Raw genomic sequence first — 22,314 nt, 5'->3', positions numbered from 1 at the left:
TCCCCCGCACCAGGCCTGCTTTGCCGCAGCTCTCATCTTGAAAACTTTCCGATTGCACCGCGCTCGTTCAAACAGATTGACAGTTGAGGTGTGACGTCATATCTCTTATGACCAGAGTGAGGGAATGATGCTGCTGGGAGGCAGCATGTGGAGGAAACGATGCAGCGCATGGGCAAACTTTTTTCGACAATTCTGGTGGCCTCGACGTTATTGACGAGCCCCACATGGGCTGAAACGCCGCCGAACATGCTGGTCGTCGGCTTTTCCATGAGCAATATCCTGACGTTGGATCCTGCTGCCATCACGGGCAAAGAGACCGTACAAGTTCTGGCCAACATATATGACAACCTGGTCGCTCTGAATGCCGTCAACCGCTCGCAGGTCGATCCTCTGCTTGCCGAAAGCTGGACCATCAGCCCCGACAACGCTGCGATCACGTTTAAACTGAGATCAGGTGCAATCTTTGCATCGGGCAATCCCGTCACCTCGGCAGACGTGGTCTGGTCCCTGAAGCGGCTGATGACCCTCAACCTGGCGCAGGCCTCCTTCCTGAAGACGCACGGCTTTACCGCCGCCAATGCGGACAAGAGCTTCACCGCCCCCGACGAGACGACGGTCGTAATCACCCTGCCGAAGAAGGTCGATCCGCAGATCATCGTCCAGACCTTGGGGATTGTCGGGCCCGGCTCGGTTCTCGACAGCAAGACCGTGATGGAACACGACAAGGCCGGAGATCTCGGCTCTGCGTGGCTCACCAACAATTCCGCAGGCTCCGGCCCCTACACGCTCGGCCAGTGGCGCTCCAACGAGCGCGTTATCCTCGATCGCAACGACAGCTACTGGGGCGAGAAGCCCGGCATGAAGCGCATCATGATGCGGCATCTGGCGGAGTCGCAGAGCCAGCGACTGATGCTCGAGAAGGGGGACATCGATATCGCCTTCTCCCTGTCGGCCGCCGACCTCAAGGCGCTGGAGGCCAGCAAGGAGGTCGAGGTCCAGACGAATGCCGGAAGCGGATTCTACTATCTCGCCGTTTCCATGAAGGATGAGAAGTTTCAGAAACCCAAGGTCCGCGAGGCCCTGCGCTACCTGATTGACTATCAGGGCCTGAACGATACCGTCCTTCCCTACTTCGGGCGCCTTCGGGATCGGCCGATCCAGGCCGGGCTGTTCGGCGCCCTGCCCAATGCCGGCTACACGCTGGACGTGGAAAGGGCAAAGGCCCTGCTTTCGGAAGCCGGCTATCCCGACGGATTTTCGACGACGCTCCGGGCGATTTCCGATGCGCCCTTCATGAACGCGGCCACGGCCATTCAAGCCACGCTGGCGCAGGCTGGGATAAAGGCGGACATCATCACGGGAAGCGGGGACCAGATCTATGGTGCCATGCGCGAACGCAAATATGAACTGCTCGTCGGCCGCGGCGGCGGCGGCCAGCTCCCGCACCCGGACAGCAATCTGCGCGCGATCGTCTACAACCCGGACAATGCCGACGCGGCGAAGCTGACCAATTTCCAGGGCTGGCGGACGGCGTTCTACGACGAGAAGATCAACGGCATGGTCGATGCGGCCCTCGTGGAGACGGACAAGGCAAAGCAGGTCAAGGACTACGAGGCGATCCAGACCTACTACGCCGACGTCGTTCCGGCCATTCAGCCCTTTGCTGAAGTCGTCGACAGCGTCGGCTACCGCGCCGATATCAAGGGATTGGTGCTCAATCCGTCCTGGTCGACACGGTTGCGCACGGTGACGAAGGAGCGCTGAACGGCGCTGCGGCGTCGTGCACATCGCATTCGCCGTTCCCACGCGACCTCCTCCCGCATTGCAAGGAAAAGCAGTCATGAACACCGCGCGATTTTCTGCTTTCGGCCGGCAGGCAGGGACCATTGTGGTCACTCTCGTCGGCCTTCTGATCCTGACCTTCTGCATCGGCCGCTTGATGCCGGTCGATCCCGTTCGCGCGATCGTCGGCGAAGAGGCGGACAGGGCAACCTACGAGATGGTCGCAGAGCGGATCGGCGCGAACCTGCCGCTGTACCAGCAGTTCTTCAGGTATGTCGGCGATCTCCTGCAGGGCGATTTCGGCGTTTCCATTCGCACAGGACAACCCGTCATCAACGACATCCTGCACGTCATGCCGGCGACGATCGAGCTTGCGACCTTCGCCATCATCGTCGGGGCCGGCCTCGGCATCCCCTTGGGCATCCTGGCCGCCGTGCGACGCAACAGGCCCGTGGATCATGTCATCCGGTTTCTGACGCTCATCGGCCACTCAATGCCGATCTTCTGGACCGGGATGATCGGCCTCATCGTCTTCTACGCGGCACTCGATCTCGTGGGCGGCGGCGGGCGGTTGTCGGATTACTATATCGGCCTCGTGCCGGAAACGACGGGCTTGCTTTTGATCGACTCGCTGCTGGCCGGGGATTGGGAGGTTTTCTGGGACGCGGTCAATCACCTGCTGCTGCCGGCCAGCATCCTCGGCTATTCCTCCATGGCCTACATCACCCGGATGACCCGCAGCTTCATGCTGGATCAGCTGAACCAGGAATATGTCACGACCGCGCGGGTAAAGGGGCTCTCCAAAAGCCGCACCGTCTGGCATCACGCCTTCGCGAACATTCGCGTCCAGCTCGTGACCATCGTCGCGCTGGCCTATGGCAGCCTACTCGAAGGCGCCGTGCTGATCGAGACCGTGTTTTCCTGGCCAGGGTTCGGCCAGTACATCACCAACAACATGCTGGTGGGCGACATGAATGCGGTGATGACCTGTGTCCTGCTCGTGGGCGTCATCTTCATCGGGCTCAATCTCCTGTCCGATGCGCTCTACAAGATCTTCGACCCGAGGACGCGCTGACATGACGATGAATTCCATTGATATCGGGACTGCAGCCATGACAACGCCCAGCCGCACGACCTACACGGCCCGAAGCCGCCTTCTCCGCGTCGTGAAAGACCTGCTCGCCAATCCCTCGTCCGGCTTCGGCTTCGTGGTCATCACCATCCTTCTCGTAACGGCGCTGGTGGCGCCCTGGATAGCGCCCTACGAGCCGAACATGATCGATCTGGGCGAGGCGCTCCAGCCGCCTTCGGCCGGCCATCTGTTTGGAACCGACGAGCTTGGACGCGACGTGCTCAGCCGGATCATTCACGGCTCGCGGATCAGCCTTGCGATCATCACCATCGTCTCCGTCATCGTCGGCCCGCTCGGCCTGCTGGTTGGCACGACTGCCGGCTACTTCGGCGGTTGGTACGATACGGTCATGATGCGGATCACCGACATCTTTCTCTCCTTTCCCAGCCTCATCCTGTCGCTCGCGTTCGTGGCCGCCCTTGGCGCCAGTCTCGAAAATGCAATCATTGCCATCGGCCTGACCGCCTGGCCGCCGATTGCCCGTCTTGCACGCGCAGAAACGCTCACCTTTCGCAATGCGGACTATATCTCCGCATCCCGCATGCAGGGCGCGTCGAGGCTGCGCATCATCATCAAGTCGATCATGCCGATGTGCCTGCCCTCCGTTCTCGTCCGGGTGACGCTCAGCATGGCGACGGTCATCCTGACGGCTGCGGGTCTCGGCTTTCTCGGCCTCGGCGCCCAACCGCCCTTGCCGGAATGGGGCGCCATGATCGCGACCGGCCGGCGCTACATGCTCGACAACTGGTGGCTGGTCGCGTTTCCCGGGGGAGCCATCCTTCTTGTCAGCCTCGCCTTCAATCTGCTCGGCGATGGTCTGCGCGATGCACTCGACCCGAAACAGGGTCACTAGGAGGCGATGATGGAACCCCACATGGACAACCGTGTGCCGCTGCTTCGCATCGAAGGCCTCCGTGTCAGCTACCGGAACGGGCGCACTTTCACGCCGGTCGTGAAAGGTGTCTCTTTCGACCTCGGGCGCGAGCGCCTCGGGATCGTCGGGGAGTCCGGCTCGGGCAAGTCGACCATCGGCCGGGCGCTGCTGAAGCTGCTGCCGACGGCGCGGATCGACGCTGCGCGGATGGACTTCGAGGGCACCGATCTTCTGGCCGCGACCGAGCGCCAGATGCTCGCGATCCGTGGCCGCCGGATCTCGATGATTCTGCAGGACCCCAAATTCTCGCTCAATCCCGTCCATCGCGTCGGGGACCAGATCGCCGAGGCCTATCGGGTGCACAACAAGGCTTCCGCCCGGATGGCGCGCGAAAAGACGCTTGCCATGCTGGAGGCGGTGAAGATCCGCGATCCCGAGCGGGTCTATGGCCTCTATCCGCACGAGGTGTCCGGCGGCATGGGGCAGCGCATCATGATCGCCATGATGCTGATCCCCGAGCCGCAGATCATCATTGCCGACGAGCCGACCTCCGCGCTGGATGTGACGGTGCGCATGCAGGTGCTGAACATTCTGAACGAGCTCGTGACCAACAAGGGTATCGGCCTGATCATGATCAGCCACGACCTCAATCTCGTGCGCAATTTCTGCGACCGCGTGCTGGTCATGCGCCATGGCGAAGTGGTGGAAGAGCGTGCCGCCCGGGACATGCAGAATTGCGTTCATCCCTACACCCGCGGGCTCCTGGCCGCCCAACCGCATATCGGCGGAAGCCGCCGCCCGCTGCCCGTGCTCAACCGTGAGCCGATGCTGCACGATCTGACGGGGACCCAGCCATGAGCGCCATCGACGTCCGGAACGTTTCTATCGATCTCGGCTCCGGCGCTGCCAGGCGGCGGATTCTCGGAGACGTGGCCTTTTCCGTCGAGGCCGGCGAGTCCTTCGGGCTCGTTGGCGAGTCCGGTTCCGGAAAATCGACCATCCTGCGCTGCATCGCCCGCCTCCTGACACTCTGGGACGGGACGATTGAGATGGAAGGCGCATCGATCAAGGCTATGCCCTTTTCCGACTACTGCCGCATGGTGCAGATGGTGTTTCAAGATCCCTACGGGTCGCTTCATCCCCGCCAGTCGATCCGAACGGCCCTACAAGAACCACTGCGCATTCATCGCATGGACCGGCAGCCGGAGCGGATGGAGCGCGCGCTGACCGATGTCGGGCTCGATCCTGCCTTTCTCGCACGCTATCCGCACGAGCTGTCCGGCGGGCAGCGCCAGCGTGTGGCGATCGCGCGGGCCTTGATTCTCGAGCCGCGGATCCTGCTCCTGGACGAGCCGACCTCGGCGCTCGACGTCTCGGTGCAGGCGGAGGTGCTCAATCTTTTGGCCGACCTGCGGACACGGCGCAACCTCACCTATCTCTTCGTCAGCCATGATCTGGCGGTGATCGACCATATGTGCGAACGACTTGCCGTGATGCAACACGGGCGGGTCGTTGAAATCATGGATCGCTCGGTCCTTTCGACAGGCGAGGCGCGCGATTCTTACGCCCGTGAACTGATCGAAGCGAGTCTTGCCTACGACCAGGCCGTCTGACGACGGCTGCCCTCTGGAGGGGTCTGAACGATGACCATGGATGCCGACGCTCCCGATCCCTTTCCCGCTGCCGCGCGCAGACGGGAGACGTTGAGCTCGCAGGTGGTGCGCACGCTTGCCGAGCGTATCCGGCAGGGCGAGTACGCCCGCGGCTCCCAATTGCCGACGGAGAAGGTGCTGATCGACGAACTCGGCGTGAGCCGAACGGTCATCCGCGAGGCGATTGCCAATCTCAGGGCAAGTGGCCTTGTCGCCATCCAGCATGGGGTCGGCGCCTTCGTGCGCGATGACGCAGGTATCCCACCGTTCCGTCTTTCCAACGAGCGGCTTACGATGGTCGAGAACCAGCTGAAGGGTCTCGAACTGCGCATCGGCATCGAATCCGAAGCGGCGGCACTGGCAGCAGAGCGCCGTACACAGTCGGATCTCGATGCCATGACCGCGGTCTGCGACGCCATGGACGCGGCCATCGAGCGCGTTCTTCGCGAGAGCCAGACCGATTTCGAGTTTCATTGCGCCGTCGCGAAGGCGAGCCAGAACGAGCATTTCTTCGGGATTTTCAACTATCTCGGCGAGACGTTGATGCCCCGCATGCGTCTCCAGAGCCACGCCGTTGCGGATGCCGTCTTTCAAGCAAATCTAAATCGGGTCAATGCCGAGCATCGACGCGTCCTGGCCGCCATCGTCCATCGCGACATCGATGGTGCCCGGCTGGCGATGCGCGAGCATCTGACGGTCAGCCGCGACCGGATGATCGAGCGTATGCGCCTCGGGGGATGATCGACGACGACAACATGCCGGATCTCGCAAAACGCCTGCGAGATCAGAATGCCTTCGCCTGGAACTTCGATGCCGGTGCGACCGACGTCGCGACCTGGCAGCGAGACACGCGTGCCGCCCTTCGCCGCGCGCTCGATATCGAGCGGATCGCCTTGCCGACCGCGACGGTCGTTGCCGAATGGGACGATGACGGGCTACACGGCGCCCACCTCCGCATGCTGTTCTCCAACGGGGAGACGGCGGACGCCTACCGGCTTCGCCCGCGGGCGCAAGGTCGGACGCCGGGCATCCTCCTTCTGCATGATCACGGTGCCTACTTTTCGATCGGCCGGCAGAAGGTCATTCGGCGGCCGGACGAAGAGCCCGAGGCCGCCCGGTCATCGCTTGACTGGACAGCGCGTCTCTACGGCGGTCGCCATATCGGCAATGCCTTGGCGCAGCGCGGCTACAGCGTTCTCTGCGTCGATGCCCTGGGCTGGGGCGGCCGCGCGGGGACGGGCTATGACGGACAACAGGCCTTGGCCGCAAATCTGCTGCAGGTCGGGCAGTCGCTTGCAGGCGTGGTTCTGAAGGAAGATCTCGAGGCGTTGGCATGGCTTCGACATTGCGACGGGATCGACCCAGACCGGGTGGCAACCCTTGGTTTTTCGATGGGCGGGGCCCGGGCCTGGCAGCTCTCGGCTCTCTCCGCCGAGGTGAAGGCCTGCGTCGCGGCTGGCTGGATGGGAACCCGTTCCGGGATGATGCAGGCGGGCAGCAACCAGCTGCGCGGCCAGTCGGCCTTCTACATGCTGCATCCGCCCATCGCCGGCCGGATCGATTACCCCCATTTTGCAGCGCTCGCCGCCCCGAAGCCGGCCCTGTTCCTCGGCGGCCGCGATGACCGGCATTTTCCCCAGGACGTTGCCACCGAGGCGTTTCGCCAGATGCGAACGATCTGGGAGGCCACCGGGGTGCCGAGCGCCTTCACGGCTAAGCTGGTTCCGGGCGGACACGTCTTTTCGGTAGGGCCACAGGAGGACGCGATCGCTTGGCTCGACCGCGTCCTCTGATCGTCAGGCCACAAGGTTCGCGTTGATGAAGTCGAAATTGATGTCCTCGCCGAGCCCCGGCTTGTCGGAAATATGGACGTAGCCATCCGCGTCCATGGGATCCACCAAACCGTTCAGATATTCGAAGCCATCGTCGTACTCCAGGAAGGGATGCAAAAGCCCACGCTCGTACCAGTTGGCATTCTTCGAGCAGGCAGCGACGATCAGGTTCGGCGCACCGTTGCCATGGATTTCGCAGTTCATGCCGAAGGACTCGGCAAGATGCATGCATTTCATGGCCGGGCTGATGCCGCCGACATCGTGAACCCCTGTCCGCAGGATGTCGCAGGCCTTGGTCGCAATCCATTCCGCGCGGCTGAAGTGCTTGCCGCCAGCGCTTTCCGGTCCGAGGACGGGGATGTCGAGATTCTTCGACAGCCACGCGTAGGACATGGAGCTCTGCTCGTCCATCGGCTCCTCGATCCAGTCAAAGCCGAGCGCTTCCAGGCCTCGGCCGAGCTTCAACGCATCGGTTCGGGTGTACCAGTGGAATGCGTCGATCATCAGGTGGATGTCCGGGCCTACCGCCTCGCGCACGGCGGCGCAGGCCTTGAGGTCCATGGCGACATCCGGCGCCCATGAGACGGGCGGCATCCAGGTGTGGAGCTTGATCCCCTTGTAACCCCGGGCGACGAGCTTTTCGGCAAACCGGCCATAATCCTCGGGCGTGGCGAGACCGTTCTCGAGCTCGTCGCCGCACATGATCGAGCCATAGGCGCGCATCTTCTCGCGATAGGTGCCGATCAGCTTGTGGACAGGCATGTTCAGCTTGCGCCCGGCCAGATCCCAAAGCGCACAATCGACGATCGCGAGCGTCCGGTCGGTCAGTTGCGCCGCACTGCCGCGCTGCCAGTGCGCAAGCTCCTGCCAGAGCCGCTCGCGCGCAAAGGGATCGGCGCCGATCAGCACCTTCTTCACGAATTTCTCGATGACGTGAGGGCGAACGACCTCGGGCGGCGCAAAGCAATAGCCCTCTCCACCCTCGTCATCGACGATGGTCAAGAGCGCGAGGTTGACCCGGTGCGCGGGGCCGGGATGGGCATGGCCGGCCGTGTCCTGATGGCGATAGGTGGTGTGAGCAAAGACGCGCACATGGACGTCGACGATTTTCACGAAATGTCTCCTCGGACAGTATGGCGAACGCGGGCGCCGCCTGGGCTCAGGGCGCAGGGCTCAAGTTCAGGCTCAGGCTCAGGGCAGCGTGTAGGCGGTCTTGACCACGGTGAAGAACTCTGCGGCATAGCGCCCCTGCTCGCGCGGACCGAAGGACGACGCCTTGCGGCCACCAAACGGCACGTGAAAATCGACACCGGCCGTGGGGAGATTGACCATCACCATGCCCGCTTCCGCATGGCGCTTGAAATGGGTCGCATGCTTCAGGCTGGTCGTGGCGATACCGGCCGAAAGGCCGAAAGGGGTGTCGTTGGAGATCGAAAGCGCTTCGTCGTAATCCTTGGCCCTGATGACGCTGACCACCGGCCCGAAGATTTCCTCCCGCGAAATGCGCATCTGGTTCGTGGCCTCGGTGAAGAGGGTCGGCTGCAGGTAGAAGCCGGGCGTCTCGCGCGTCAGGACATCGCCGCCGAAGGCCAGTCGCGCGCCTTCTTTCTTGCCGATGTCGATGTAATCCGTGTCCTGCTTCAACTGTCGCTCGTCGACCACGGGACCGATGTGCGTCCCCGGTTTCATCGCATTGTCGACCGTCAGCGTCTTCAGTCGCTCCGTCAACGCCGCGACGAAGCGGTCGTGGATACCTTCGGTAACGATGAGCCGAGAGGAGGCCGTGCAGCGTTGTCCTGTTGAGAAGAAGCCGGAATTGGCCGCGGCCTCGACGGCGACCGAAAGATCGGCATCGTCGAGAACCACCATCGGGTTCTTGCCGCCCATTTCGAGTTGGAACTTGCGGTTATGCTCGATCGACGCAAGAGCGACGCGCTTGCCGGTGCCCGTCGACCCCGTGAAGGTGAGGCCGGAGAGACCCGGGCTGTCGAGCAGCGCCTGGCCGACGACGGAACCGCGGCCCATGACGAGGTTGAGCACCCCCTTGGGCAGGCCTGCGCGGTTGAGGATATCAACGATCGCCCAGGCGCAACCGGGAACGAGATCCGCGGGTTTGAAGACGACGGTGTTGCCGTAGCAAAGCGCCGGCGCAATCTTCCAGGCCGGGATGGCGATCGGAAAATTCCACGGCGTGATGATGCCGATGACGCCCAACGGCTCGCGCGTGACTTCGACGCCGATCCCCGGCCGGGCGGACGGGACGGTCTCACCCGTCAGACGGAGAGCCTCGCCTGCGAAAAAATCGAAGATCTGCGCCGCGCGCGTGACCTCTCCGATCGCCTCCGGCAACACCTTGCCCTCTTCACGGGCGAGGAGAGCCCCAAGCTCCTCCTTGCGGGCCAGAATTTCATCCGACGCCTTTCGCAGGATCGCGTGACGCTCAAGAATGCCGGAGCGGGACCACGCCGGAAACGCCTGCTTGGCAGCCGCGATGGCATCCTTCGCATCGTCGGCGCTCGCTTGGGCGTAGAGCCCGACAAGATCGTTCGTGTCCGACGGGCTCAGGTTGGGAGACGTCTGTGAGCCGACCCACTCGCCGGCGATGAGATTCTGGTAAATGGTCACGTTCGTGCTCCTCCAAGCCTATGCGTCTTCACGGTGCATGCATCTAGTTATAATATAAATGACGTATGTCATCCTATAAGATCAACGTGGACGGTCAATAAATTTCTTCCGCACTTTGCGCCGAGCAACGGCGCTTCGTGATAAGACTCTGGAAACACTGCATTTGCGAAGCGGGGGATTCGTGAAGAGATCGGATCACGACACAAACGAGCGGCCTGTTCGAAAGGGCAGAAACCTTGTCGCGACGGTAAGCCAGAGACTGCGCGCCGCCATTGCCGAGGGGACGCTCAAACCGGGCGAGAAACTGGCGAGCGAGAGCGGCCTGACGGAAGAACACCAGGTCAGCCGAACCGTCATTCGAGAGGCTATCGCATCACTGCGCGCGGACGGGCTTGTCGAGGTGCGGCACGGAGTCGGCGTCTTCGTGCTTGCTGCGCCGGCCAGGCCGCAAGGCTCTCTGCAGGGCGTCGATCCGACTCGCGTCTCCTCCATCATCGAAATGCTGGAAGTGCGCGCCGCGATCGAAATCGAGGCGGCCGGACTGGCGGCCGGGCGCTGTTCTCCGGCGCAGCAGGAGCTTATCTTCGAAACGCTGCACGTCATGAACGAACAGATTGCCTCGGGCACGGCCACCGTCGAAAGCGACCGCGCCTTTCATCTCGCCATCGCCGACAGCACCAACAATCCGCGCTTCCGCGAGCTTCTCCAGGCGATCGGCGAACAGATGATTCCGCGCTCGCTGCTTGGCGCAGATCAATCGGACGCGACATCGGCGGAGTATCTGTCGCAGATCCAGCAGGAACACGAGATCATCGCGCGGGCTATCGCGGACCGCGACGAGGCAGCGGCCCGCGATGCCATGCGCCATCATCTTAAAGGGAGCCAGCAGCGGTATCGGGCCATGATGCGCAGTTCGCGGCAATCGACGGCAGCATAGATCATACAAGTATTGACAGAGATATTATCTCTTACTAGTGTTCTCCCAGATGCAGCGTTTGGAGAGATTGCCCGTGTCCATGGATCCCCTTGAGTTGAAGCGTGCGCTCGGCGCCGGTCTTCTGTCCTTCCCGGTGACGCCGTTCGGCGCAGACGGGCTCTTCAACCGTGAAGCTTACGAAGCGCATGTCGGCTGGCTTGCAGGCTTCGATGCGACGGCTCTGTTTGCAGCAGGCGGAACAGGCGAGTTCTTCTCGCTCGAACCTTCGGAGATCCCGGAGATCGTTGCCGCGGCCAAAGCTTCGGCAGGCGCGACCCCGATCGTTGCCGGCTGCGGCTACGGCACCCGCATCGCCGTCTCCATCGCGACGTCCGCAGAAAAGGCGGGTGCCGACGGCATTCTTCTTCTGCCGCATTATCTGATGGATGCGAGCCAGGAAGGCCTCTACCAGCACATCAAGACGGTCTGTCAGTCCGTTTCCATCGGCGTGATGGTCTACAATCGCGACAATTCGATCCTGACGGCCGACACGCTCTCGCGCCTCTGCGATGCCTGCCCCAATCTGGTCGGCTTCAAGGACGGCTCGGGCGATATCGCGCTTGTGCGCCGCATTACCGCGACGATGGGCGATCGCCTGACCTATCTTGGCGGCATGCCCACGGCCGAGCTGTTCGCGGATGCCTATCTCGGGGCAGGCGTGACGACCTATTCGTCGGCGGTCTTCAACTTCGTGCCGGGGCTTGCGCAGAATTTCTACACCGCACTCCGGCGGGGTGACACCGAGACCACGAACCGCATCCTGATCGACTTCTTCTATCCGTTCATGGAGATCCGCAACCGGCAGAAGGGCTATGCCGTCTCGGCCATCAAGGCGGGCGTGCGGCTGATGGGCTTCGATGTCGGCCCGGTTCGCGCGCCCTTGACTGATCTCACGGCCGAGGAGGTCCGGATGATGGAGGCGCTCTGCGAGCCCTATCGAAACATGGCGGCCACTGCGCAAGCGGCCGAATAAACGCACCACGCGCAATTTCCGGCGCCCCGTCACTGTCGGGGCGCAAGCCGGAGACGGAAAAAGGATCAGCGGTGCCGGGTGTTGCGCAGGACGATGCAGGCACCGCTCGCTTTTCGCACGATGGCGCAGAGAGCGTCCGCCTCTTGACGCGTCTCGCGTCCGATCCGGGCCGCATAGCGCGGACGATACCCGAAATTGCCGCCGCGCTGGCGGACGATCAGGGCGCGCTCGGCATTGTAGGGTGCCGGAAGCCTTGCGACGGCCAAGGTGAAAAGCTTCATCGCGGTTGCAGGATTGTAGTGTCCCGCCAGTTGAGCGCCCCAGGGCGCCCAGTCGGCGGATCCGACGAGCACGGGGTCGCGAATGATGCGGCGGGTGGCAAGAGCAAGGCAGGCATCGGCGAAGGGTGTGCCCGCGTCGAGAGGTGGCGCCGCCGCGTCAGGCGCGCGGGTTTTCCATGTCTCGGCGGGATAGCCGGTGATGGCAAAGACGTAATCCTGCGTTTCCAGCGGCAGCCTGCCCGTCGAAAGAAAGCGCGAAAGCCCGCCCTCCCCGGCATTATACGCGGCAGCGGCGAGCCCGAAATTCCCGAACCGCATGCGCAGGTCCTGCAGGTAGGCGGCTGCCGCGTCGAGCGACTGGATGACGTCGAAGCTGTTGCCGAGCCCGCGCAGCCGCGCCGTCGCCGGCATGAACTGGGCGATGCCCTCTGCACCCTTCGGGCTGACGGCATCCGGGTTGAACAGGCTTTCCCGCCAGAGGAGCCGCGCGAAAAAGTCCGGCGGTACATCGGAGCGGCGGGCAAAATGCTCGATCGCGTGGCAGAGATCGGCGTTGAAGCTCGCCTTGCGGATACAGAGATGCGGCGCGGCCGCACCACCCTCGTAGAGGCAGCCGGCATCCCGGTCTTCTTTTGTTTGCGACAGAGCGCTAACGCCAAAGCCCGTCGAACAGAGTGTGCCCAGCAGCAGCGTGCGGAGGGACCCGGCCGTGATACGACCGCACAGGCTACGGCCGGCCGCGCGTGCACGTTCCGTTGCCACCCGTCGCGCCACCGTCAAGGGCCTCACCGCGTCACGAGGTCGTGCCAGGCAAGGCCATCGCGGGCGAGAAGATCGGCTGCGGCATCCGGTCCCAGCGACCCGGGCGCATAGGGGGCCGGCTCGCCACCTTCTGCCCATCGGTCGAGGAACGGCTGCACCGCGCGCCAGCCCGCTTCCACGGCATCCGCGCGCTGGAACAATGTCTGGTCGCCTGTCAGAATGTCGTAGAGCAGGGTTTCGTAGCCGTTCAGGCGGCCGATGTCGAAAAGACCGGCATACCGGAAATCCATGACCGCCGGCTCGACCGCCACGCCGATGCCCGGCCGCTTGATGAGCATGTCCAGGCTGATCCCTTCGTCCGGCTGGATCTGGATGACGATGCGGTTCGGTGGCAGATGCGCGTTTCGCAGGCGGGGAAACTGCGCGAATGGCACCGGCTTGAACGTGATGATGACCTCCGTATCCCGTACGGAAAGTGCCTTCCCGGTGCGCAGATAGAACGGCACCCCCGCCCATCGCCAGGTGTCGATCATCAGCTTGAGGGCGACATATGTCTCGGTGGTGCTGCCCGGCTTCACGTCCGGCGTCTGTCGGTAGGCGGGCACCGCCCGGTCGCCGATCGTACCCGCGACATAGGCGCCGCGCACGCCGTTCGTGTCGACGTCATCCGGCTCATAGATGCGGATCGCGCGCAGAACCTTGGCCTTTTCGTCACGAACGGCTTCGGCGTCGAAGCTGATCGGAGGCTCCATCGCCACCATGGCGAGAAGCTGGAAGAGATGGTTGGGCACCATGTCCCGGAGTGCGCCCGTTCCATCGTAAAAGCTGCCGCGCGTGCCGACATCCACGGTCTCCGCGGCGGTGATCTGGATGTGGTCGATGCTGTCGCTGTTCCACAGCTTTTCGATCATCATGTTGGCGAACCGCAGGGTCATGATGTTCTGGACCGTTTCCTTGCCCAGGAAATGATCGATCCGGTAGACCTGGGTCTCGGCGACACCTGCAAGAATGCGCGCGTTGAGAGCCTTTGCCGAAGCGGCGTCATGCCCGAACGGCTTTTCGATCGCGATGCGGCGAAAAGCGCCATGGGTTTCGTTCGTCAGGCCGTGATCGGCGAGTTTTTCGACGATATCGCCAAAGAAGCGTGGCGGCACGGCGAGATAGAACACCGCATTGCCCGTGATCTGGGCCGCAATCTCGGTGTAGATCTGATCCGCCGTAAAGTCTCCTGCGCGGTAGCGCAGTTTGGGGCGGAGCTTCTGCCAGGCCTCGGCACGCTGGGTGTCGCCGTCGCCGACGTGCTGCGCGCTGAAGGTCTCGAGGCTCGTCCGCAACATCTCGTCGTCACCCGCATCCTTGCCGATGCCCAGCACGGTCGTGGACGGACTGATGAGGCCTTCCCGTTCCATGTTGATGAGCGCGGGCACCAGCAGACGGCGGGTCAGATCTCCCGTCGCGCCGAAAATCACCAGGGTGGCGGGCGGCGCCGGATCGAGATTGCCGAGTGCGGCGCCTGAGGACGTATCGGCTGTCTGCTGAACGCGGGCTGTCGGTGTGGTCACGCGGGTCTCCTTCACTGGTCGCAGCCGCAACAGCATAGGCAAAAGCGGCTCGTGCGGTCGAGGCAGGAGATAGGGCGACCATGACGCGCGTCACCTACCGGACAGTGGGAAACGCGGGCGTTGACTGAATCAGTTCTATCGATATGAATGAGCAGGCATCGGGTCAGCATGGAGTGCACTGTCGTGAGCCGCAACTTTCTGGTCGTCGACCCCGAGGAAAACCAGGCCGTGCTCAAAGGGCTGGCCTCTCCTGCCCGTGTATCGATCCTCAAACTCCTGCAGAACAAGGGCCCGATGAATGTCAACGACATTGCGGATGTGCTTCAGTCCCCGCAATCCAGCGTTTCTATCAATGTCCAGATGCTGCGGGACGCGGGCTTGATCCGCACGGAAACGCTCAAGGCCCGCAAGGGAAACCAGAAGATCTGCCATGCGCTCTACGACGAGATCCTGATTGTTCTGAAGAACGATATCAAGGAAACGGAACAAGACGCCATCGAGGTCTCCATGCCGCTCGGCCTCTACACCAGCTTCGAGGTCTCGGCGCCGTGCGGGCTCTGTTCGATCGACGGCATCATCGGGTTGCTCGACGTGCCCAGCACGTTCCTCGATCCCGACCGCATGAAGACGGGTCTGATCTGGTTCACCCGAGGCTATGTGGAATATCAGTTCCCCAACAATGCGCGCCTTGCAAACACGGAGATCCGTGAACTCGAATTCGTTCTGGAGCTGTCGTCCGAAGTGCCGGGAACGAGCGCCGACTGGCCGTCGGACATCACGCTTGCCGTCAATGGCATCGACGTGGCAACCTGGACATCTCCGGGGGATTTCGGTGACAAAAGAGGCGTTTACACCCCTGACTGGTGGAAACTGAAAGGCTCGCAATACGGAAAACTCAAGAGTTTTCGCATCAATGACGAAGGCTCCTATGTCGACGGCATGCGCATCTCGGACGTCCGGCTTGCTGATCTGAAGCTGGAAATCCATCATTCGATCCGGCTCCGGATCGGCGTTCTCGAAGATGCGAAACATCCCGGCGGAATCAACATCTTCGGACGCGGGTTCGGCAATTACGATCAGGATATCCTGCTGCGCCTGCGCACAAAAAAGTAGGGCGCGGCCTTCGCACTGCACAACACTTTCCGCTTGACGCTTGGCCTTCGCTCCGCTTTATTCATCTTAAATCATGATACATATCATGGAATATGAATTACTTGGGAGGACGGCATGAAGGCGACGGTTATCGCCCACAGCAAATTCACGATCTCGGAGATCGACCCGCGGCTATACGGGTCGTTCATCGAGCATCTTGGCCGCGCCGTCTACACCGGGATCTATGAGCCGGATCACCCGACAGCCGATGCCGATGGTATGCGGCGCGATGTCATCGACCTCGTGAAAGACCTTCAGGTTCCGATCGTCCGCTATCCCGGTGGAAATTTCGTATCGGCTTACAATTGGGAAGACGGCATCGGCCCGCGCGAGGCGCGCCCCGTCCGCCTTGATCTCGCCTGGCACACATCCGAGAGCAACCAGGTCGGCATTCATGAATTTGCGGATTGGTGCGAGACTGTCGGCACGGAGATGATGCTCGCGGTCAATCTGGGCTCTCGCGGCCTCGACGAGGCGCGCAATTTTCTCGAATATGTCAACCACGAGGGCGGAAGCACCTGGAGCGACAAGCGTCGCGCCAATGGCCGCGAAGCCCCCTTCGATGTCCGCCTCTGGTGCTTGGGCAACGAGATGGATGGTCCCTGGCAGATCGGTCACAAGACAGCCGACGAATATGGACGTCTGGCGCACGAGACGGCGAAGGCCATGCGCGCCTTCGACAGCCGGCTCGAACTCGTGGTCTGCGGTTCGTCCAACGCCCACATGCCGACCTACCCGCAATGGGAGGCGACGGTGCTGGAGCATACCTACAACGAGATCGACCACATCTCGCTGCACATGTATTTCGAGAACCGGGCGAAGGACACGGCGAGCTACCTCGCCCGCAGCCTGGAACTCGACACCTATATCGGCACGGTCGCCGGTGTCATCGCCTATGTGAAGTCCAAGAAGCGCTCCAAGAAGGACGTTTATATCTCCTTCGACGAATGGAACGTCTGGTACCATTCCAAAGAGCGCGACAAGGTGATCCTCGAGGGTCACAACGGCTGGCCGGAGGCGCCGCCTCTCCTGGAGGACGACTACAATTTCGAAGACGTCCTGCAGGTCGGCTGCATTCTGAACACCTTCATCAATCGGGCCGATGTCGTGAAGATCGCCTGCCTCGCGCAGCTCGTGAACGTCATTGCGCCGATCATGACCGTGCCGGGAGGTCCCGCGTGGCGCCAGACGATCTTCTATCCCTACTACTACGCCTCGGTTTACGGCCGCGGCACCGCACTCAAGCTGATGGTCGACAGCCCGACCTATACGGTCGAGGACGTCGGAGCGGTTCCCTATCTCGATGTCTCCGCCGTGCATGATGCAGCTTCCGGCCATATCACCTTCTTTCTCGTGAACCGGCATTTGAGCGAAGCTCTCGATCTCGATGTCGGGTTGCTCGAATTCGGCGCGCTCTCGATCGTCGACGATCAGGCTATCGCGCATGCGAACCTTGCGATCACCAATACGGCCGAGGCACCCGACAATGTGGTCCCGGTCAAGGGCGAAGGCGCCGCCTTCTCGGACGGGCGGCTCACAGCTTCGATTGCACCGCTCAGCTACCGGATGATCCGGTTGAAAGCCTGACGCGACGCGGTCCCGAAACGGAGGTCGAAACCCGGTTCGCGACAGACATTGACGGCAGTCAGGCGGAAGGTCGGGTGGGAGCCCGCGCCACCGCCGGGAGGATAGGATGCAGACCTGTGTTTTGAACGATGCCGGCGGGAGGCTTGCATGACTGCGCAGATCGAAATCACCAACGTCACGAAGCGATATGGCGCGATGACGGTGCTCGATAATCTTTCGCTGTCCGTCAAGGCCAACGAGTTCATGGTCTTTCTCGGCCCGTCGGGCTGCGGGAAATCGACCCTGCTGCGGATGATCGCCGGGCTGGAAAGCGTCGACGAGGGCACGATCGCGATCAATGGCGAGCGGATCGATACGCTGCCGCCGGGCCAGCGTGGCCTTGCCATGGTGTTTCAGTCCTACGCGCTCTATCCCCACATGACAGTCGCCGACAACATGTCCTTCGGCCTGAAGAACATCGACGTCCCGCAAGACGTGATCGAAGCCCGTCTGGCGGAGGCGGCGCGCATGCTGGAAATCGGCCATCTGATGGAGCGCAAGCCGGGCCAGCTCTCGGGCGGGCAGCGCCAGCGCGTCGCCATCGGCCGGGCGATCGTCAAGGAGCCCAAGGCGTTTCTGTTCGACGAGCCCTTGTCGAACCTGGACGCCGCCCTTCGGGTCCGAACCCGCGTCGAGCTTGCCCAGCTGCGCAATCGCGTCAAGTCGACCATGATCTTCGTCACGCATGACCAGATCGAGGCCATGACGCTCGCCGACCGGGTGGTCGTGATGAACAATCGCAAGATCGAGCAGATCGGCACGCCGATGGACATCTACCTGCGGCCCGAAAGCCGGTTCGTCGCGACCTTCGTCGGCTCGCCCACCATGAACTTCATGCCGGTCACGTTGTCGGAAAGGGCCGGTTTCCTCGTCGCGGCTCTCCCGGATGGCGCCGAGCTTGCCACCACGATCCGGGCCGACGGCGCAATCACGGGGGACCAGACGCTTGGTATCCGCGCGGAAGCCGTTCGACGCGCAGAGCTCGGCGCCCCGAACACGGTACCCGGCCGGGTCGAGGTTCTGGAAAGGCTCGGCGACCGCACCCTTCTCTATGTCAGGCTCCGCGACGGCAGCATGATCGTTGCCGAAGATATCGGCATGAGCCGGGTTGCTATCGGCGACGACATCGCGCTTTCGCTCGACGGCATGCGGACGCATCTGTTCGACGCGGAAGGCAGGGCCCGCCATGCGGAGGACGTCAGCCATGGCTGATCTGACCCTCGCCGGCAAGGCCGCTGTCGCCGAGACGGCATCTGGGCGACGGCGGATCCAGAACGTCAACGCCCCGCTGTGGCGCAACGCCATCTTTGTCGCGCCCTATCTGCTGTTTTTCGTTCTGCTTCTGCTCGTCCCCCTGTTCTGGGGCATGTGGATGAGCCTGCACAAGGCGGATGCCTTTTCCACGGGTCGGTTCGTCGGGCTTGCCAACTACACCCGGCTCTTCAATGACGGGATTTTCCTAAAAGCCATCGGCAACACCTTCTATTTCGTCCTCCTGACCGTTCCGCCCCTCGCCCTGATCGGTCTTCTCCTGGCTTTGGCGCTGAACCGGCAGACGCGCACGGCAGCCGTGCTGCGAACCATCTTCTTCGCCTCGTCCGTTCTGTCCGTCACCATCGTCACGCTTATCTGGCGCATCGTGTTCGTGCCGGGCTTCGGGCTCCTCTCCACGATCTACGGATGGTTCGGTGCAACGGCCCCGGCCTTCCTGTCCGATCCGAAGCTGGTGATGATCGCCATCGCCATTGCGACGATCTGGTGGTGCATCGGACTTCCCATGATGCTGTTTCTGTCCGCGCTCCAGCAAATCCCAGGCGATATCTACGAGGCAGCGGCGCTGGACAATGCCGGGCGCTGGCGGACCTTCCGCTCGATCACCTTTCCGTCGATCAAGCGCACCTTCGTTCTCGTGGTCGTCATCCAGATTGTTCTGCAGTTCCAGCTTTTCGGGCAGGCCCGGCTGATGACGAATGGCGGGCCCAACAATGTGTCGACACCACTCGTGCTGTACATCTACGACGCCGCCTTCAAGCGATGGGACCTCGGTCTCGGTGCTGCGGCCTCCGAAGTGCTGTTCGCTCTGATCCTTGTCGCCGCCATGATCCAGTATGTCGTTTCACGCCGAAAAGGAGAGGACGCATGAGCGCGATGGCAGCCTCACCCGCGCCGACGGGCGCGACCGGACCCACGGGGATGGTCGGGCGCAGCACTGGCGATCGCATCATCCTCGGGCTGACGATCGCCACCGCCGTCATCATGATGGCGCCGCTCGTCTGGGTCGTCGCCCTGTCGCTGAAGGACAACAAGGAGCTGATGGCGAGCATGAACGCCGTGTTCCATGCGCCTTATACGCTCCAGAACTACCTCAACATTCTCACCACCTCGTCGGTGTTCCGCTGGATCCTCAACAGTCTGATCGTGTCCGGCGGCGTGACGCTGGGGACGCTGGTGCTCTGCTCGCTCGCCGGCTACGGCTTTGCCCGGCTCAACTTTCCCTTTCGCAACGCCCTGTTCGTGATTGTTCTCGTCGGGCTTGCCATCCCGGAACAGGCCGTGCTGATCGCGCGCCACCAGCTCTTCTCGTGGATGAAACTTCACAATACCTATCCGGGGCTGATCCTGCCCTGGCTCTCGGCGCCTTTCGGCGTGTTCCTGATGACGCAGTATTTTCGCGCGATCCCGAAAGAGCTGGACGAGGCGGCGCTGCTCGACAATGCCAGCCGTTTCAAGATCTTCTGGAAGGTGCTCCTGCCGCTGACGGTGCCGGCCCAGGCAACACTCGGGATCTTCACCTTCCTCAGCGTCTGGAACGACTATTTCTGGCCGCTGATCTCGGGAACGAAGAAGGAAATGTACACGCTGACGGTCGGCATCGCCTCGACGCAGACCAATTTCGCGCAATCCGAAGGGCTCGGTTTTCTCATGTCGCAGGCGGTCTTCGCCAGCGCGCCGATCCTCATCCTCTACCTGTTTTTCCAGAAGTACATCGTGACCGCGGTATCCGGTGCTGCGGTGCGATGAGCAGACTGCCCGGTCTCTCCGATGAGACCGGTCCCACAATCATGACATGGAGGAGACACGCATGATGCATGTATGGAGGACGTCTATCCTGGCCGCGGCCTCGGCGATTGCCGTGATGGCGGCGACGCCGTCATTTGCCGCGACGGAGCTGAGCCTGCAGCGCTTCTTCGGCGCCTGCGATGCCGATTTCGGCAGCAATACCGACGTAACAAAGGCCGTCGGCGAATGCGGGATCATCACCTCGATGATCAACAAGTTCAATGCGGACAATCCCGATGTCCATATCTCCGTGACGACGGTGGAGTGGCCGGGCTATGACCAGCTGACCGCACAGTTTGCGGCCGGCGATCCTCCCGATATCGTCTCGATCCACCACTCGGCCCTGTCGGATTACCAGTCCAAGGGTCTCCTGATGCCGCTCGACGAGGTCCTGGCTTCCGTCGGCGTCAAGCCGGACGACTTTACCGACGCTGCCCGCAGCGGCGTGACGAAGGACGGCCAGATCTACGGCCTGCCGATCGACAACTGGACCATGCTCTACCACATCAACATGGACCTGTTTAAGCAGGCCGACCTCGTGAACACGGATGGCACGCCGAAAATGCCGACCAGCGTCGACGAACTGCTGGCACAGGCCAAGCAGTTCCGCGAGAAGACCGGCAAGCCCTACTTCGTACAGAACCTGGCCAACGAGGTGGCACTCTATACCCGGAATTTCTACACCTACCTGTTCCAGCAGGATTCCGACTTCTTCGCAGATCCCCTCAAGGTCAAGCTCAAGACTCCGGAGGCCAAGAAGGTCCTGGAGATGTACAAGGCGATCTTCGACCAGGGCGACACGACAAAGGATATGGACTACGCCGCCAGCATCAACGCGTTTCTCGCCGGCGAGGGTGGCGTTCACCTGAATGGCACATGGATGATCGGCGACTACACTGCGTCGTCCGAGACGGCAGGAACCGCCCTCAACAAGGGCGGCTATACCGTCTATCCCTATCCGCAGCTGTTCCCCGGCAAGAAGGCCCAATATGCCGACGGCCATGCCTGGGGCGTTTCGCGAAAGGATCGCTCGCCCGAAGAAGTGGCCGCGATCGGCAAGTTCCTGAAGTTCTTCAAGGACAATGATTTCGAATGGTCGCGCACGGGCCATCTGCCGGCTGTGAAGGCCGTCTTCGAGACGCCGGAATTCAAGGCCCTGCCACACCGTGACACCGTCGCGCCGATCGCCACGCTCGGCGTTGCCCTGCCCTCGACCGTCCAGCGCCAGTTTGCGATCCAGGACATCATCGGCCAGGAAATGAACGCTGCGATCACCGGCCAGAAGGATGTCGATGCCGCGCTTGACAGCATGGAGAGCCGCGTCAACGACCTTCTCGCCAACCTGTAGCAACCGCCTCCTGCATGTCGCCCGAACGTGTGCAGCGGTTTCGGAAAACGACATGCATCCAAACAAGACCTTAAAGTGCGTTGCGTGAATCCTTTTTCACGCAACGCACTTTAGACCTCGACGGCACACTCCCTGCCGACGCGGTCAGACCCGCCGCCTCCCCTGAAGCGGCGGGTCATTCGTGTTTGATGTCCTATATTCGTTGAAAGCGCGCAGGATGCGGCACGAAACGCGGGACGACGTTACGGCAATGAACGAAGCAACAGGCAACAGCGAACGCCCGAAGGGTGTGCGGACGGGCTTATCGATCTTCTATGCGCTCGCCGGCATTCTGCATCTGGCCTGGCCGTCGCCGTTCCTGACGATCACGCCGGACTGGGTGCCATTTCCAAGCACGGTGATCGCCCTGACGGGCGTTTGCGAGCTCCTCGGCGCGGTCGGTATCTGGTTCCGCCCGACAGAACGGGCCGCTGCCATAGGCCTCGCGCTTTATGCCGTCTGCGTCTACCCTGCCAACATCAAGCATGCGATCGACAGCCTCACAGCGGCGGATGCCGGTGTCCTGCCCTGGCTCTACCACGTGCCTCGCCTTCTTCTGCAGCCCGTGCTTGTCTGGCTGCCCCTTCGTGCCGCGGGTCTTGTCCGCTGGCCACGTCGCGGGCGATTGAGGCCCTAAA

Annotated in this window: 20 protein-coding genes; 16 read left to right on the top strand and 4 right to left on the bottom strand. The window is 62.4% G+C overall.

Features of this window, described 5'->3' with window-relative positions; genetic code table 11:
• Nucleotides 1–168: 168 nt before the first annotated feature.
• The 7 genes from ASG25_RS20700 to ASG25_RS20670 all read left to right on the top strand — a co-directional run bounded on the left by ASG25_RS20700 (nucleotide 169) and on the right by ASG25_RS20670 (nucleotide 7,233).
• Nucleotides 169–1,764: an ABC transporter substrate-binding protein gene (locus ASG25_RS20700; RefSeq protein WP_062478939.1), complete on the top strand. Its 1,596-nt coding sequence runs from the start codon at nucleotides 169–171 to the stop codon at nucleotides 1,762–1,764.
• A gap of 76 nt (nucleotides 1,765–1,840) precedes the next feature.
• On the top strand, nucleotides 1,841–2,857 hold the full coding sequence (locus ASG25_RS20695) for an ABC transporter permease (protein WP_062478804.1): 1,017 nt from the start codon (nucleotides 1,841–1,843) through the stop codon (nucleotides 2,855–2,857).
• Nucleotides 2,858–2,894: 37 nt separating this feature from the next.
• A complete protein-coding gene (locus tag ASG25_RS20690) occupies nucleotides 2,895–3,767 on the top strand; it encodes an ABC transporter permease (RefSeq protein WP_062478937.1) in 873 nt (290 codons plus the stop codon).
• A gap of 6 nt (nucleotides 3,768–3,773) precedes the next feature.
• Nucleotides 3,774–4,646 (top strand): ABC transporter ATP-binding protein, encoded by an 873-nt coding sequence (locus tag ASG25_RS20685; protein ID WP_244479460.1) that lies wholly within the window; start codon nucleotides 3,774–3,776, stop codon nucleotides 4,644–4,646.
• Complete coding sequence (locus ASG25_RS20680) at nucleotides 4,643–5,401, top strand: ABC transporter ATP-binding protein (protein ID WP_062478801.1); 759 nt, start codon at nucleotides 4,643–4,645, stop codon at nucleotides 5,399–5,401. The genes ASG25_RS20685 and ASG25_RS20680 overlap by 4 nt, the downstream gene beginning before the upstream one ends.
• Before the next feature lie 30 nt (nucleotides 5,402–5,431).
• Complete coding sequence (locus ASG25_RS20675) at nucleotides 5,432–6,181, top strand: FadR/GntR family transcriptional regulator (protein ID WP_062478798.1); 750 nt, start codon at nucleotides 5,432–5,434, stop codon at nucleotides 6,179–6,181.
• Entirely contained in the window at nucleotides 6,178–7,233 is a 1,056-nt protein-coding gene (locus ASG25_RS20670) for a dienelactone hydrolase family protein (protein WP_062478795.1), read from the top strand. The genes ASG25_RS20675 and ASG25_RS20670 overlap by 4 nt, the downstream gene beginning before the upstream one ends.
• Nucleotides 7,234–7,236: 3 nt before the next feature.
• On the opposite strand, the gene ASG25_RS20665 is transcribed toward ASG25_RS20670, so the two are convergent.
• The gene (locus ASG25_RS20665) at nucleotides 7,237–8,385 is read right to left on the bottom strand and encodes a mandelate racemase family protein (RefSeq protein ID WP_062478792.1); all 1,149 of its coding nucleotides are present in this window, start codon (nucleotides 8,383–8,385) and stop codon (nucleotides 7,237–7,239) included.
• 78 nt (nucleotides 8,386–8,463) lie between these two features.
• Nucleotides 8,464–9,897: an aldehyde dehydrogenase family protein gene (locus ASG25_RS20660; RefSeq protein WP_062478790.1), complete on the bottom strand. Its 1,434-nt coding sequence runs from the start codon at nucleotides 9,895–9,897 to the stop codon at nucleotides 8,464–8,466.
• Between the two features lie 181 nt (nucleotides 9,898–10,078).
• Between ASG25_RS20660 and ASG25_RS20655 the strand changes: the two genes are divergently transcribed.
• Together ASG25_RS20655 and kdgD are read left to right on the top strand one after the other, a co-directional pair.
• The gene (locus ASG25_RS20655; protein ID WP_062478787.1) at nucleotides 10,079–10,834 is read left to right on the top strand and encodes a FadR/GntR family transcriptional regulator; all 756 of its coding nucleotides are present in this window, start codon (nucleotides 10,079–10,081) and stop codon (nucleotides 10,832–10,834) included.
• Between the two features lie 79 nt (nucleotides 10,835–10,913).
• The gene (gene kdgD, locus ASG25_RS20650) at nucleotides 10,914–11,846 is read left to right on the top strand and encodes a 5-dehydro-4-deoxyglucarate dehydratase (protein ID WP_062478784.1); all 933 of its coding nucleotides are present in this window, start codon (nucleotides 10,914–10,916) and stop codon (nucleotides 11,844–11,846) included.
• A 65-nt stretch (nucleotides 11,847–11,911) separates the two neighbouring features.
• Here the strand turns inward: kdgD and ASG25_RS20645 are convergent, their stop codons facing one another.
• Together ASG25_RS20645 and zwf are read right to left on the bottom strand one after the other, a co-directional pair.
• Nucleotides 11,912–12,772 (bottom strand): lytic transglycosylase domain-containing protein, encoded by an 861-nt coding sequence (locus tag ASG25_RS20645; protein WP_244479468.1) that lies wholly within the window; start codon nucleotides 12,770–12,772, stop codon nucleotides 11,912–11,914.
• Nucleotides 12,773–12,912: 140 nt separating this feature from the next.
• The gene (gene zwf / locus ASG25_RS20640) at nucleotides 12,913–14,361 is read right to left on the bottom strand and encodes a glucose-6-phosphate dehydrogenase (RefSeq protein WP_062478931.1); all 1,449 of its coding nucleotides are present in this window, start codon (nucleotides 14,359–14,361) and stop codon (nucleotides 12,913–12,915) included.
• A 273-nt stretch (nucleotides 14,362–14,634) separates the two neighbouring features.
• On the opposite strand from zwf, the gene ASG25_RS20635 reads away from it, so the two are divergent.
• The 7 genes from ASG25_RS20635 (at nucleotide 14,635) to ASG25_RS20605 (ending at nucleotide 22,313) form a co-directional block, all read left to right on the top strand.
• Entirely contained in the window at nucleotides 14,635–15,564 is a 930-nt protein-coding gene (locus tag ASG25_RS20635) for a helix-turn-helix domain-containing protein (protein WP_062478930.1), read from the top strand.
• 114 nt (nucleotides 15,565–15,678) lie between these two features.
• Nucleotides 15,679–17,190, top strand: a complete 1,512-nt coding sequence (locus ASG25_RS20630; protein WP_062478781.1) for an alpha-N-arabinofuranosidase — start codon at nucleotides 15,679–15,681, stop codon at nucleotides 17,188–17,190.
• A 147-nt stretch (nucleotides 17,191–17,337) separates the two neighbouring features.
• Entirely contained in the window at nucleotides 17,338–18,441 is a 1,104-nt protein-coding gene (gene ugpC, locus ASG25_RS20625) for a sn-glycerol-3-phosphate ABC transporter ATP-binding protein UgpC (RefSeq protein ID WP_062478780.1), read from the top strand.
• Nucleotides 18,434–19,372, top strand: coding sequence for a sugar ABC transporter permease (locus ASG25_RS20620; RefSeq protein ID WP_062478777.1), 939 nt, complete (start codon nucleotides 18,434–18,436; stop codon nucleotides 19,370–19,372). The genes ugpC and ASG25_RS20620 overlap by 8 nt, the downstream gene beginning before the upstream one ends.
• A gap of 50 nt (nucleotides 19,373–19,422) precedes the next feature.
• Complete coding sequence (locus ASG25_RS20615; protein WP_062478928.1) at nucleotides 19,423–20,250, top strand: carbohydrate ABC transporter permease; 828 nt, start codon at nucleotides 19,423–19,425, stop codon at nucleotides 20,248–20,250.
• A 61-nt stretch (nucleotides 20,251–20,311) separates the two neighbouring features.
• Nucleotides 20,312–21,637, top strand: a complete 1,326-nt coding sequence (locus ASG25_RS20610; RefSeq protein ID WP_062478774.1) for an extracellular solute-binding protein — start codon at nucleotides 20,312–20,314, stop codon at nucleotides 21,635–21,637.
• A 250-nt stretch (nucleotides 21,638–21,887) separates the two neighbouring features.
• Nucleotides 21,888–22,313 (top strand): DoxX family protein, encoded by a 426-nt coding sequence (locus ASG25_RS20605; RefSeq protein WP_062478925.1) that lies wholly within the window; start codon nucleotides 21,888–21,890, stop codon nucleotides 22,311–22,313.
• Nucleotide 22,314 lies beyond the last annotated feature (1 nt).

Source organism: Rhizobium sp. Leaf384, from assembly GCF_001424065.1.
Classification (GTDB): domain Bacteria; phylum Pseudomonadota; class Alphaproteobacteria; order Rhizobiales; family Rhizobiaceae; genus Ferranicluibacter.
This window is presented reverse-complemented; position numbering and strand designations above follow the sequence as displayed.

What these genes read in the sequence shown, in the direction of transcription:
- ASG25_RS20675 (WP_062478798.1), top strand. Translation starts at nt 5,432, where the DNA reads ATGACCATGGATGCCGACGCTCCCGATCCCTTTCCCGCTGCCGCGCGC.
- ASG25_RS20605 (WP_062478925.1), top strand. Translation starts at nt 21,888, where the DNA reads ATGAACGAAGCAACAGGCAACAGCGAACGCCCGAAGGGTGTGCGGACG.
- ASG25_RS20670 (WP_062478795.1), top strand. Translation starts at nt 6,178, where the DNA reads ATGATCGACGACGACAACATGCCGGATCTCGCAAAACGCCTGCGAGAT.
- ASG25_RS20630 (WP_062478781.1), top strand. Translation starts at nt 15,679, where the DNA reads ATGAAGGCGACGGTTATCGCCCACAGCAAATTCACGATCTCGGAGATC.
- kdgD (WP_062478784.1), top strand. Translation starts at nt 10,914, where the DNA reads ATGGATCCCCTTGAGTTGAAGCGTGCGCTCGGCGCCGGTCTTCTGTCC.
- ASG25_RS20700 (WP_062478939.1), top strand. Translation starts at nt 169, where the DNA reads ATGGGCAAACTTTTTTCGACAATTCTGGTGGCCTCGACGTTATTGACG.
- ASG25_RS20615 (WP_062478928.1), top strand. Translation starts at nt 19,423, where the DNA reads ATGGTCGGGCGCAGCACTGGCGATCGCATCATCCTCGGGCTGACGATC.
- ASG25_RS20610 (WP_062478774.1), top strand. Translation starts at nt 20,312, where the DNA reads ATGATGCATGTATGGAGGACGTCTATCCTGGCCGCGGCCTCGGCGATT.
- ugpC (WP_062478780.1), top strand. Translation starts at nt 17,338, where the DNA reads ATGACTGCGCAGATCGAAATCACCAACGTCACGAAGCGATATGGCGCG.
- ASG25_RS20690 (WP_062478937.1), top strand. Translation starts at nt 2,895, where the DNA reads ATGACAACGCCCAGCCGCACGACCTACACGGCCCGAAGCCGCCTTCTC.
- ASG25_RS20695 (WP_062478804.1), top strand. Translation starts at nt 1,841, where the DNA reads ATGAACACCGCGCGATTTTCTGCTTTCGGCCGGCAGGCAGGGACCATT.
- ASG25_RS20680 (WP_062478801.1), top strand. Translation starts at nt 4,643, where the DNA reads ATGAGCGCCATCGACGTCCGGAACGTTTCTATCGATCTCGGCTCCGGC.
- ASG25_RS20685 (WP_244479460.1), top strand. Translation starts at nt 3,774, where the DNA reads ATGATGGAACCCCACATGGACAACCGTGTGCCGCTGCTTCGCATCGAA.
- ASG25_RS20620 (WP_062478777.1), top strand. Translation starts at nt 18,434, where the DNA reads ATGGCTGATCTGACCCTCGCCGGCAAGGCCGCTGTCGCCGAGACGGCA.